The organism is Roseibium aggregatum, assembly GCF_014692675.1.
Classification (GTDB): Bacteria; Pseudomonadota; Alphaproteobacteria; order Rhizobiales; family Stappiaceae; genus Roseibium; species Roseibium aggregatum_C.
Window position 1 is genome coordinate 103,354 of the sequence record NZ_JABFCZ010000013.1, and the last position, 11,907, is coordinate 115,260.

14 protein-coding genes are annotated in these 11,907 nt (G+C 62.8%); 8 read left to right on the forward strand and 6 right to left on the reverse strand.

Annotation, left to right across the window (positions count from 1 at the left end; all coding sequences use genetic code 11):
- Positions 1-30 precede the first annotated feature (30 nt).
- Complete coding sequence (locus tag HK439_RS13095) at positions 31-933, reverse strand: branched-chain amino acid aminotransferase (RefSeq protein ID WP_190291953.1); 903 nt, start codon at positions 931-933, stop codon at positions 31-33.
- A gap of 257 nt (positions 934-1,190) precedes the next feature.
- Between HK439_RS13095 and HK439_RS13100 the strand changes: the two genes are divergently transcribed.
- Genes HK439_RS13100 through HK439_RS13110 form a run of 3 tightly spaced genes read left to right on the forward strand, consistent with a single transcriptional unit; the run spans position 1,191 to position 3,902 of the window.
- Positions 1,191-1,739 carry a MarR family winged helix-turn-helix transcriptional regulator gene (locus HK439_RS13100; protein WP_190291954.1) on the forward strand — a complete coding sequence of 183 codons (549 nt, stop codon included), beginning with the start codon at positions 1,191-1,193 and terminating at the stop codon, positions 1,737-1,739.
- A 45-nt stretch (positions 1,740-1,784) separates the two neighbouring features.
- On the forward strand, positions 1,785-2,486 hold the full coding sequence (locus HK439_RS13105; protein WP_190291955.1) for a response regulator: 702 nt from the start codon (positions 1,785-1,787) through the stop codon (positions 2,484-2,486).
- A 21-nt stretch (positions 2,487-2,507) separates the two neighbouring features.
- The gene (locus HK439_RS13110; protein WP_190291956.1) at positions 2,508-3,902 is read left to right on the forward strand and encodes an ATP-binding protein; all 1,395 of its coding nucleotides are present in this window, start codon (positions 2,508-2,510) and stop codon (positions 3,900-3,902) included.
- A gap of 5 nt (positions 3,903-3,907) precedes the next feature.
- Here the strand turns inward: HK439_RS13110 and HK439_RS13115 are convergent, their stop codons facing one another.
- The 5 genes from HK439_RS13115 to HK439_RS13135 form a co-directional block, all read right to left on the reverse strand.
- Complete coding sequence (locus HK439_RS13115) at positions 3,908-4,249, reverse strand: tRNA-binding protein (protein WP_190291957.1); 342 nt, start codon at positions 4,247-4,249, stop codon at positions 3,908-3,910.
- Between the two features lie 100 nt (positions 4,250-4,349).
- Entirely contained in the window at positions 4,350-5,024 is a 675-nt protein-coding gene (locus HK439_RS13120; RefSeq protein WP_190291958.1) for a TetR family transcriptional regulator, read from the reverse strand.
- A gap of 79 nt (positions 5,025-5,103) precedes the next feature.
- Positions 5,104-5,922, reverse strand: a complete 819-nt coding sequence (proC, locus tag HK439_RS13125; RefSeq protein ID WP_190291959.1) for a pyrroline-5-carboxylate reductase — start codon at positions 5,920-5,922, stop codon at positions 5,104-5,106.
- A complete protein-coding gene (locus HK439_RS13130; protein WP_190291960.1) occupies positions 5,919-6,419 on the reverse strand; it encodes a YbjN domain-containing protein in 501 nt (166 codons plus the stop codon). The genes proC and HK439_RS13130 overlap by 4 nt, the downstream gene beginning before the upstream one ends.
- Before the next feature lie 281 nt (positions 6,420-6,700).
- Positions 6,701-6,997, reverse strand: a complete 297-nt coding sequence (locus tag HK439_RS13135) for an accessory factor UbiK family protein (protein ID WP_190291961.1) — start codon at positions 6,995-6,997, stop codon at positions 6,701-6,703.
- 211 nt (positions 6,998-7,208) lie between these two features.
- Between HK439_RS13135 and lgt the strand changes: the two genes are divergently transcribed.
- The 5 genes from lgt (at position 7,209) to HK439_RS13160 (ending at position 11,691) form a co-directional block, all read left to right on the forward strand.
- Positions 7,209-8,033 (forward strand): prolipoprotein diacylglyceryl transferase, encoded by an 825-nt coding sequence (lgt, locus tag HK439_RS13140; protein ID WP_190291962.1) that lies wholly within the window; start codon positions 7,209-7,211, stop codon positions 8,031-8,033.
- Positions 8,030-9,169 (forward strand): class I SAM-dependent methyltransferase, encoded by a 1,140-nt coding sequence (locus tag HK439_RS13145; RefSeq protein ID WP_190291963.1) that lies wholly within the window; start codon positions 8,030-8,032, stop codon positions 9,167-9,169. Before lgt ends, HK439_RS13145 begins: the two co-directional genes overlap by 4 nt.
- The gene (gene pgeF / locus HK439_RS13150) at positions 9,166-9,933 is read left to right on the forward strand and encodes a peptidoglycan editing factor PgeF (RefSeq protein WP_190291964.1); all 768 of its coding nucleotides are present in this window, start codon (positions 9,166-9,168) and stop codon (positions 9,931-9,933) included. The genes HK439_RS13145 and pgeF overlap by 4 nt, the downstream gene beginning before the upstream one ends.
- A 2-nt stretch (positions 9,934-9,935) precedes the next feature.
- Complete coding sequence (locus HK439_RS13155) at positions 9,936-11,093, forward strand: M24 family metallopeptidase (RefSeq protein ID WP_190291965.1); 1,158 nt, start codon at positions 9,936-9,938, stop codon at positions 11,091-11,093.
- Between the two features lie 82 nt (positions 11,094-11,175).
- Positions 11,176-11,691 carry a hypothetical protein gene (locus HK439_RS13160; protein WP_190291966.1) on the forward strand — a complete coding sequence of 172 codons (516 nt, stop codon included), beginning with the start codon at positions 11,176-11,178 and terminating at the stop codon, positions 11,689-11,691.
- Positions 11,692-11,907: the final 216 nt, after the last annotated feature.

Below are 11,907 nucleotides of genomic sequence, written 5' to 3' on the forward strand. Positions count from 1 at the left end.
CTTTTCCGATAGGAACTCGGACTTGTCCGATCAGCCGACAGCGGATTTCAGGGCCGGCGTGTCCGGGCGGACTTCGGCATCGTAATCGGTCATCAGGGCCTTCGTGATCTCGCCGACCTCGAAATTATAGGGGCCGATCTCCGAAACCGGCGTCACTTCGGCGGCCGTACCGGTCAGGAAGCACTGCTCGAAACCGGCCATTTCTTCCGGCATGATGACCCGTTCGACAACTTCGATGCCACGAGCCTTTGCAAGGCCGATCACCGTGCGGCGGGTGATGCCGTCCAGGAAGCAGTCCGGCTTCGGCGTGTGAATCTTGCCGTCCTTGACGAAGAAGACATTGGCACCGGTCGCCTCTGCGACCTGGCCGCGCCAGTCGAGCATCATCGCATCGGCATAGCCCTTGCGCTCCGCCTCGTGCTTGGACAGCGTGCAGATCATGTAGAGGCCGGCCGCCTTGGACTTGTAAGGCGCCGTCGCCGGATCCGGCCGGCGGTAGGTCGCCAGATCGAGGCGAATGCCCTTCAGCCGCTCTTCCGGCGCGAAATAGCTCGGCCATTCCCAGGCGGCAATCGCCAGGTGGATGGTGTTGTGCTGCGCCGACACGCCCATCATCTCGCTGCCCCGCCACGCGATCGGCCGGATATAGGCGTCGACAAGGTTCATCCGCGCCAGGACTTCTTCCTTGGCAGCGGTGATCTGTTCCTTCGTCCAGGGGATCTCGAAGCCGAGAACATTGGCCGAGGCGTGCAGGCGTTCGGTATGCTCCGCAGACTTGAAGATCCGGCCGCCATAAGCGCGTTCACCTTCGAAGACAGCGCTGGCATAGTGCAGACCGTGGCTGAGCACATGCAGCTTCGCATCGCTCCAGGGCACGAACGTGCCGTCATACCAGATTTCGCCTTCGCGCTGATCAAAAGGCACACCTGCCATTTTCTTGCTCCCGACCGCCTCTCACTGGGCGCGTTCAATCTTTAAACCGTATACGTCATGCAACGAACCGTTAAGCCCGGACTTGCGCAGACCGCTCAACCGTGCTTTGCACGCCGCCGAAACTCCCGGTATCCTGCCGTGAAGAAATCGTCGAACGGATTCGTTTTAATACGGAAATGCCGAAAAAACGCATCAAATCGTTCGATCATTTCGTTCAGGGCGCATCTTAAGTAACAATCGACCAGAAATAAGTCAATATGACTGACGTAAATTTCAAAAACCAGTCGGACCGGATCCCATCTCCGGATGAGAAGGCCCGCTTTGGCGGTCCGGCGCAAGAGCCGGACGAGCTGCCTTACGATCTGATTGAACTGCTGTTTTTTGCCTATCGCGACTTCACCTCCGACCCGGACGACGTGCTCGCGCAATTTGATTTCGGACGTGCCCACCACCGGGTCCTCCACTTCGTCGACCGCAATCCCGGCATCAAGGTCACCGACCTTCTCAATATACTGCGCATCACCAAGCAGAGCCTCGGCCGCGTCCTCAAACAACTGGTCGATCAGGATTTCATCGAGCAGCGCCCGGGCCCTCTCGACCGGCGCCAGCGGCTTCTGTTCACCACCGGGAAAGGCCATGACCTCGCGGTGCGCCTGTCCCGCTTGCAGACCAAACGCCTTGAGCGTGCCACAATGGACCTGCCAGATGGCGCCGCCGACGCTGTGCGGCAGTTTCTGTTTCAGATGATCGACCCGGATGCCCGGCCCGATGTGGCGAAGCTCGTGCGCCTGCCCAGTCAACCTTAAGGCAGCCCTGGAGCAGCTTCAGGCCACGGTACACAGGAGACCTTCGTGACCACCCCGTTCCCGCCGAACGACAATGCGCATCACATTCTTCTGGTCGATGACGACAACCGCATTCGCGAGCTCTTGAGCCGCATCCTCGTCGACGCCGGCTACAGGGTCACCGCCGCCGCCAATGCTGCCGAAGCGCGCCATTGCCTGTCCGGTCTTGTGTTCGACCTGATCATTCTCGATGTGATGATGCCCGGCGAGACGGGACTGGAACTCGCCGCATGGCTCAGGGAAAACTCCAGCGTGCCGATCCTGATGCTGACGGCACGATCCGATGCGTCCGACCGCATCGCCGGGCTTGAAGTCGGCGCGGACGATTATCTGGCCAAACCCTTCGAGCCGCGCGAACTCATGCTGCGCATGTCCGCGATCCTGCGCCGGGGCGGACCGAAGCCGGCTGAAACCACGCGGGAAATTCACTTCGGCCCGTTTATCTTCAACACCAGGCGCGGCGAATTGAAGAACGGCGACGAGACGGTGCGCCTGACCGACCGGGAAAAGCAGATCCTGGGGATATTTGCCGAACAGCCGGGCGCAACCGTCCCCCGCCACAAGATCGTCGGCGACGACAGCGGCCTTGGCGAACGGACCGTCGACGTTCAGATCAACCGTCTCCGGCGCAAGATCGAAAAGGATCCCGGCAATCCGATTTATCTGCAGACGGTGCGCGGCATCGGCTATCGTCTGGCCTGCGACTAGATCACGTAGGGCGAGCCGCGCATGGCCAATCTGAACCAGTTTCTGGCAGGCATCGAGCTTCCGCCCCCGTTCCGCTATCTGCTGCGCGGTTACCGGCGCATGGCCCGTGCCGCCTATCGGGCCATGCCCAAGGGGCTTTATTCACGAGCCCTCCTGATCATCATCACGCCGATCGTGCTGCTGCAGGCCGTGCTGCTTTACGTCTTCATGGAGCGGCATTACGAGCTTGTCTCCGAACGCCTGTCCGAGGCTGTGGCGCGGGAAATCGCTTCCATCGTCTACGTGCTGGAGAACTATCCGCAGGATCCCGAACACGCCAAGATCGAAGCCATGGCAACCAATGCCCTCGGCCTGTCCATCACCCTCCTGCCGCCCGAGCCGCTTCCGCCTCCCGCACCGAAACCGTTTTTCGACATTGTCGACCGCGGTCTGAGCCGGGCGATCAGCCAGAAGGTCGGCAAGCCGTTCTGGATCGACACGGTCGGACGCTCCAGTTTCGTGGAGATCCGCATTCAGCTGGACAACGCGGTCCTGCGCGTCTTTTCAAGACGCAGCCAGACCTATGCCACCAATTCCCATTTCTTCGTGGTCTGGATGGTCTCCACATCGCTGGTCCTGATCACCATCGCCATGCTGTTCCTGCGCAACCAGATTCGCCCGATCGTGCGCCTGGCCAATGCCGCGGAAAGCTTCGGCAAGGGCCGGCCGATCGGCAAGTTCCGCGCCAGCGGCGCGCGCGAGGTCCGCCAGGCGGCCCAAGCCTTCCTGGAAATGCGCCGCCGGATCGAGCGCCAGATCGAACAGCGCACGACGATGCTCGCAGGCGTCAGCCACGATCTGAGAACGATCCTGACCCGGATGCGCCTGCAGTTGGCCCTGCTCGGCGACACGCCGGAAAGCGACGGCATGCGTAAGGACCTGAACGAAATGAGCGGCATGCTGGAGGACTATCTCGCCTTTGCCCGCGGCGACGGCGATGAATCGGTTCAACTGACCGACATGGCCCTGATGCTGGAAGAACTGGAGGAAGAGGCCGAAATCTCCGGAGCCAACGTGACCGCATCCTTTGAGGGACCGTCGGAATTGCAGCTCCGGCGCCTCGCCATGAAGCGCTGCCTGTCTAACCTTGTGACCAACGCCACGAAATACGGCACGCGGGCGGAACTGAGGGGCTCATACGACAAGGGCTGGCTGACGATCACGGTGGACGACGACGGGCCGGGGATCGCCGAAGAGGACCGTGACCTGGCATTCAGGGCCTTTCACCGGCTGGACGAGGCGCGCAACCAGGATCAGCCGGGCAGCGGCCTGGGCCTTGCGATTGCCCGCGACGTCGCCCGCAGCCACGGCGGCGACCTCTACCTGGAGGACAGCCCGCTCGGCGGTCTTCGGGCGCGGCTGCGGATACCGGGCTGATCAGATCAGTAGAGCCGGCCGCCGATGGGCACGTCCAGATCGGGCCTGAGCAGCACCACCTCGCCGTCCTCGTCCGGCACCCCGAGCGTCAGGACTTCCGACATCACCGGCCCGATCTGGCGCGGCGGGAAGTTGACCACAGCCATGACGCGCCGTCCGACCAGGGTTTCCGGCGTATAGTGTTTCGTGATCTGGGCGGAGGTCTTCTTGATGCCGATGTCCGGACCAAAATCGATCTGCATCTTGTAGGCCGGTTTGCGGGCCTCGGGAAATTCTTCCGCGGCAATCACCTTGCCGACCCGGATGTCCACCTTCAGGAAATCGTCAAAGGAAATCGTATCGCTCACGGGCTTCACTCGCTGACAGGACGTTCAAACCCGGCGACCATGTCCCGAACGACTGCTCCGAGACAAGACATCCGCGGCCGTTTATGAGCCGTTGTGGCTTTTAGGACTCAGCACTCTCGGCGGCAGCCTCTTCCGCTCCCTCACCGCCGCTGCGACGAGACCGCGCCCGTTTGCCTGCTTCCCAGAACGGACGTGCGAATTTCTCGGCGCTGTCGAGCCGCTTCATCCAGGCCTCGCCCCGGTTGAGCTCCTCGTCGAGCCTTGCCATGGTTTTCGGCAAGCCTTCGTCAGTTTCGTCGAGCCAGGTTTCCACCACCCGCCCGAACGCCATTGCCAGCCCCTGCGTGACGATCCGGCCCTTGATGCCGGTCAGGTCGATCCCGGCGGCAATCAGCATCCAGCGCTGGGACCGCACGGCAATCGAATTGAATTCCAGGGCCAGCGCCGGGTCGCGGCGCACGGCCTCGGCAAGGGTGCGCACCGCGTCCTTGTAGGGCGCCAGGTGATCGAGCCGGGTCATCAGGACATCGAACAGGCGGTCATGGGCCGGCTGGTCGTCCATCTCCTCGTCGCGGTCATCGAGCACCGCGGCATCGATCATCTCCGCGAAGGCTTCAAGGAGTGCCCGTTTGGAGGAATAGCACTCGCGAAGTGCGGACAACTTGACGTCGGCCGTCTTCGCCAGCAGCGGCAGGCTGACGTCGTCGTAAGGATGCTGCGACAGCAGATCGAGGAAGGTTTTCAGGATCTTCTGCCGGGTCTTCGCGGTCGCCATACTCAAACTCCCTTGCTCACTGAAAGATAGGAGTAAAGTCTTCGACCTGAAAGAGCACTTTCCCAAGCTTAAGGAAAATTCAGCCTGCGAGTTCGCGCGCCCGCTTGACCGCCGCCGCCACCGCCTTCGTCATCAGAGGCTTCAGGCCGTCTTCGGCCATCAGGACCTCAAGCGCCGCCGCCGTCGTGCCGTTGGGAGACGTAACGTTCTGGCGAAGGACGGTCGGCGTCTCCGGCGACTGATGCATCAGCTCGCCCGCGCCGGACACGGTCGCCTCGGCCAGTTCCCTGGCGAGGGCTTCGGGCAGTCCGGCCGCCTTGCCGGCCTCCGCCAGACATTCCGCCAGCCAGAAGACATAGGCCGGTCCTGACCCGCTGACGCCGGTGACCATGTCGATCTGGTCCTCGTTGTCCAGCCACACGACCTTTCCGACGGCGGATAGCAGCGTGCCGACGGTGTCCTTCTGGGCCTCCGTCACGCCCTCGTTCGGGAAAACCGCAGTGATGCCGCGCGCCACCATTGCCGGGGTATTCGGCATGGCGCGAGCGACCGGAACCGGGCCGAAGGCGGTCTGGAACCTGGAAATCGGCGTGCCGGCCGCAACCGACAGGATCAGCGTGTCAGGGCGGATCGCCGGCGCGATCGCCGGCAGAACCACGTCCATCATCTGCGGCTTGACCGCAATGAGAACAATCGACGGTGCCAGGTCGGCGGGAACCTCGGTGACATGGCGAATGCCGTGGGTGTTCAGAATGTCCCGTATCTCGGCGCCGGGTTTCGGATCGGAAACGACAATGGCGGAGGGATCCAGCCCCTCCGCCATCCAGCCGGATAACATCGCCCCGCCCATCTTTCCTGCACCGACAAGAAGGAACGGACGGTCTTTTGAAAAAATCATGCTTCTCCCACGGTCTCGAACATGGCCGTTGCAATGGCTTCGCTTGCGGGCCTGCCGGCCCAGACGACGAACTGGAAGGCCTGGTAGTAGCGCTCGCAGTTTTCAAGCGCATTGGCGAGCATGGCCTCGATCTGGGTGGAGGTTGCCTCCGACCCGCCGGCCAGCAGAAGGGACTGCCTGAACATGACGACGCCTTCCTGGTTCCACAGGTCGAAATGCCCCATCCAGAGCTGCTCGTTGACCAGCGCCAGCAGACGGACGACTTCCGTCTTGCGGGCATCGGACACCTTCAGGTCGAAGGCGCAGGCCAGATGCAGGGCTTCCACCTCTTCCATCCAGGAAAAGGAAACGTGGTAGTCGCACCAGCTGCCGGCGACGGAAATGGTGATCTCGTCCTCGGCCGATCTTTCGAACGACCAGTCGTTCAGCGCTGCGACGGTTTCGATGGTGTCGACGGGATTGTCAGGTCGCTCGAAGTCAAATTCGATGAGGCTCATGAGCCTACTCCCCTTTCGAGCCGGGGCAACGGGGCCGGATGACGTATCAGGCCGGTGCCGCCGGGTATGTCCCAAGCGTTCGGAGCATCCTGACCGTTTGGGCGGTTCGATCATGCCCCACGAATCCCTGTTAAGATTCAGTATATAAGCAGTCAGGAATAAAGCGATACATAACGTGGCGCTTTTATGGCCCGAAAAATGTGGACGATTTTGTTTGAACAGGAAGGGCCGCGGGTTATCCACCGCGGCCCCTGCTGAAACATCAAAGCGAATTCAGGCGTTTAGTCCTGAGCCGTCTTGGCAGACGATTTTGTTGCCGTTTTGGGTTTGGCCGCCGGTTTTTTCTCAAGCGCCTCGAGGCGCGCTTCCAGTTCCTCAACCCGGTCCAGCGCCCTCACGGCCATTTCCTTGACCGCTTCGTGTTCTTCGCGCGAAACGAAGTCCATGTCGGACAGGAAACGTTCGGCCTGCGCCCTGAAGGCGGTTTCCACCTCGCGCCGGGCGCCCTGGGCGACGCCCGCGGCATCGGTCATGAGCTTTGCAAATTCATCGAACATGCGGTTTGGGCCCTGGGTCATGGCGAACTCCTGTCAGTCCCGTCAAAATGTCAGTACACACCTATGAGGCTTTGACGGCAACTTCAAGACGGCGTATTGCCGCCAACAGCAAAAGACGGCCGGTTACGCGCCGTGCTCTTGACGCGGCGGGGCCGAATGGGCCAGCGTCTGGCCGCGCCGGACCGGCTCCGGGACCGGCACCCCTTCCCTGCCAGCAGGAGTCGCTGCGCCGATGCCGCTTTTCGTCATCCCCTTTCCCGCCATCGACCCGGTGCTGATCCAGGTGGGCCCCTTTGCCCTCCGCTGGTATGCGCTTGCCTATATCGTCGGCATCCTGCTCGCCTGGCGCTACATGCGCCGCCTGGTGCTGAACGACAATCTGTGGAACGGCCTCAAGCGGCCCACCCCGCTCGACATGGACGACTTCGTGCTCTGGGGCACCATCGGCATCATCCTCGGTGGCCGGATCGGTTATGTGCTCGTCTACAATCCCGCCTATTATCTCTCCCATCCGGCGGAGATCTTCGCCGTGTGGACCGGCGGCATGTCGTTTCACGGCGGTTTTACCGGCACCGTGATCGCCATGATCCTGTTTGCCTGGAAAAGAGGCCTGTCGATCTGGACGCTGTTCGATCTTGCCGGCTGCGCGGCTCCCATCGGCCTCTTCTTCGGGCGGATCGCCAATTTCATCAACGGGGAACTCTGGGGCCGGGTGACCGATGTGCCCTGGGCGATGGTGTTTCCGACCGGCGGCCCGGAGCCACGCCATCCGAGCCAGCTCTACGAGGCCGCCCTGGAAGGCATCGCCCTCTTTCTGGTCATGCGCCTCCTGAGCCACCGGTTCAAGATGCTGCAGAGGCCCGGCTTCATCGCCGGCGCCTTCGCCTTCGGCTACGGTCTGGTTCGTTCCTTCGGTGAGCTTTACCGGGTTCCCGACGCCCAGATCGGCTATCTCAGCGGCTTCGTGACCATGGGCATCCTGCTGTCGGTGCCGATGATGCTCGCCGGCCTGATCGCCATGATCTGGGCCGCCCGCCGGCACAAGGGCTCCGCATGAGCGGGGCAGCCCTGAAGGACAAGCTGACGGCCGGGATCCGCGCCCACGGACCGGTCACGGTCGCCGACTACATGGCAGCCTGCCTCGCCGACCCGGATGCCGGCTATTACATCACCCGGGACCCGTTCGGGAAAAAAGGCGATTTCACCACGGCCCCCGAGGTCAGCCAGATGTTCGGCGAGCTGATCGGCGCCTTCTGTCTGCAGGCGTTCAAGGACCTGGGCGCACCCGACAGCTTCCAGCTTGTCGAACTTGGTCCCGGGCGGGGCACCCTGATGGCGGATCTCCTGCGCATGGCGTCGCTCCGCCCGGAGTTCGTCGAGGCGGCCAGCCTGTCTCTCGTGGAAACCAGCCCGACGCTCCGCAAGATACAGGCAAAGACGCTGGAAAAGGCGCCGCTCGCGCCCGCGTTCCTTGATCGCTTCGCCGATGTTCCCGACGGACCGCTGATCCTCGTCGCCAATGAATTCTTCGATGCCCTGCCGATCCATCAGTATGTCCGGACCGCAGACGGCTGGCGGGAACGCATGATCGGCCTGTCGGAGACCGGCGAGCTGTGCTTCGGCGTCGGCACGGCCCGGCTCGACGACACCGACCTGCCACCGGCAGCGCAAACCGCACCGCACGGAACCATTCTCGAAACCCAGCCCGCGGCCAATGCAATCGCACAGGAGATCGGGACGCGCCTGGCGCGCCACGGCGGCGCGGCGCTCATCATCGACTACGGCTACCTGAAAACCGCGACCGGCGACACGCTGCAGGCGCTTTACAAACATACCCATGACGACGTGCTCGCCCATCCGGGCGAGGCCGATCTGACCGCGCATGTGAATTTCGAGGCGCTGGCGCGGGCTGCACGAGACGGCGGCGCAATACCGTTGCCGCCGCTGGAACAGGGCGAGTTCCTGCTCCGGCTCGGCCTGCTGGAGCGCGCCGGCGCGCTTGGGTCGGGCAAAAGCCATAGCGTTCAGGAAACGATCCGCGATGCGGTTGAACGCCTGGCCGCGCCGGACCAGATGGGCACGCTTTTCAAGGTGCTGGCGCTCAGTGGCGACGGACGTCCACTGGCGCCATTTGACATGCCAGCCGGAAGCCAGCAAGGATTTACCGATATGCGCGGCGGAGAAATTGGATGATCGAGGCTGAGGAACTCAAACAGCCCGGGGTTCGGCATGGGTTCTTTACCCGCCGGGGCGGCGTTTCCTCCGGAATATATGACAGCCTCAACATCGGCACCGGCTCGCGCGATCATCCCGAACAGGTCGCGGAGAACCGGGCGCGCGTCGCCCGGCAACTGGGTATCGATCCGTCGCGACTGGCGACCCCCTATCAGATCCATTCCGCTGAAGTGATCACCCTGAACGCTCCGTTCGACGACAACGCCGACCGCAGGGGCGATGCGCTGGTCACCGACCGGCCAGGCCTTTTGATCGGCGTGGCGACGGCGGACTGTGGCCCTGTGCTGTTTGCCGACCGGGAAGCCGGTGTCATCGGCGCGGCCCATTCCGGCTGGAAGGGCGCGATCTCCGGCATTCTGGAAAACACCGTCGCGGCCATGGAAGCGCTTGGCGCCGACCGCAGCCGGATCGCCGCCGTTCTCGGCCCCACGATCTCGCAGGCGGCTTACGAGGTCGGGCCCGAGTTCCGGGAACGCCTTCTGGAAATGTCACAAGAAAACGAGCGCTATTTCCGCCCGTCCCCGCGCGAGCATCACCACCAGTTCGACCTGCCGGCCTTCATCGTCGACCGGTTGAAGGCGGCAGGGCTGGAAAACAGCCGAAACCTGGATCTGTGCACCTATGCCGACGAGGAGCGGTTCTTTTCCTACCGGCGCACCACCCATCGCGGCGAACCGGACTACGGCCGCCTGATATCGGCCATCGTGCTTGACGGAGACTAGCCATGGCGCTGCATTTTACCCAGGAGGAATTCGACGCCCGGTTCGAGCGCCTGAAGCAGCGCATGAGCGAGGAAAAGCTCGACGCCATTCTGCTGTTCGCCCAGGAAAGCATGTATTGGCTGACCGGCTACGACACCTTCGGCTTCTGCTTCTTCCAGTGTCTTGTGGTCACCGCTGACGGCAGGATGGTGCTTTTGACCCGCTCTGCGGACCAGCGCCAGGCGCGCCATACCTCCAACATCTCCGACATCCGGATCTGGATCGACCTGCCCGATGCCAGCCCGGTCGGCCAGTTGAAGGATCTCCTGTTCGACATGGACCTTCTGGGTGCGAAGATCGGCATCGAATACGACACCCATGGCATGACGGGAAAGATCGGGATCGAGATCAACGCCCAGCTCAACAGCTTCGCCGACTTGAGCGACGGGTCCCGCATCGTTCGAAGGCTCAGGGCCGTGAAGAGCCCTGCGGAAATCGCCTACGTCCGCCAGGCAGCCTCTCTCGCCGACAAGGCCTATCACGCCGCCATGGATGAAATCCGCCCCGGAGCGGACGAAGGCCGGATCCTTGCAGCCATGCAGGGTGTGATCCTTGAAGGCGGCGGCGACTATGCGGGCAACGAATTCATCATCGGATCCGGCAAGGACGCCCTTTTATGCCGCTACAAGAGCGGCCGCCGCACGCTGGACGAAAACGATCAGATCACCCTGGAATGGGCCGGGGTCTGCCGCCATTACCATGCGGCGCTGATGCGCACCGTTGTCGTCGGCAGACCGACGGCGCGCCATGAGGAAATGTATCAGGCCGCCCGCGATGCGCTCAGCGCAGTCGAGGAAAAGCTCCGGCCCGGCTTCACCTTCGGCGATATTTTCGAAGCCCATGCCGCAGCCGTCGACGCGCATGACATGATGGCCCACCGGTTGAACACCTGTGGCTATTCCCTGGGCGCCCGCTTCACACCGAGCTGGATGGACCCGCCCATGGCCTACAAGGGCAACCCGGCCGAAGTCCGTCCGAACATGGTGCTTTTCATGCACATGATCCTGATGGATTCGGTCACCGAAACCGCCATGACAGTCGGACAGACCTACCTGACCACCGAAGGGCCGCCGGAATGCCTTTCAGCCCTGCCTCTCGACCTTCCGGTCAAGTCGGGCTAAATCTGCCGGTACAGCCAGATTCGACTGACCCGAAACTTGCACCCGAAAGCCATCGAACAGCCCGCGAGCTACGAACGTGCCAATGACCCTGCCTTCCGCTGCTGGCCTTCGCCGGTTTCTCGCCATCCTGAGTGTTCTGACCCTTGCCGCATGTCAGGGCCTGCCGGAACCTCCCGCGCCGCTCGGCTCGCCATCCCCGAACCAGGCGCCTCCGGCGCCGCCTCCCGCGACCCCGTCGGAAGCCACCTTTGCCTTCGAGCCCTTTACAGGTGCGCCGGGAAATCTCGCCGACGATCTGTCCCGCTATATCGGCATTGAAGCGCAGAAGCAGGGCCTGATCCTCGTGCGCCGGGTCGGCGCTGCATCGAACTACCGGGTCAAGGGATACCTGTCGGCCACCGGCGAGCCCTCCTCGGCAACCGTGTTTTACGTCTTCGACATCGTCGATCCCGCTGGAACACGCCTGAAGCGTATCTCCGGCAGCGAAACGGTCGGCGGGACCAAGGGGGATCCATGGCAGGCCATCGATTCGGCGACACTGGAAAGAATAGCCAACCGTTCGGTGGTGGAAATTGTCGCCTGGCTCAACCGCCGGTGACCGATTTGCCGGCGCAATTTCATCCTTTATGAAAGAATTTTGCAAAAAGGGATGAAAACACCGCGCTCGTGCGGTTGTCGGATGCAAAAGCGGTTGCTAAAACGCCGCCGCCTGCTAAGGGCTGGCCAGCGCGGCTTGGACGCGCGGCACGATGTGAACCAGGACCGTACCGGGATATAGGGCCAGACCCCGCCCGGCGTCGCACCAGAAGGACTT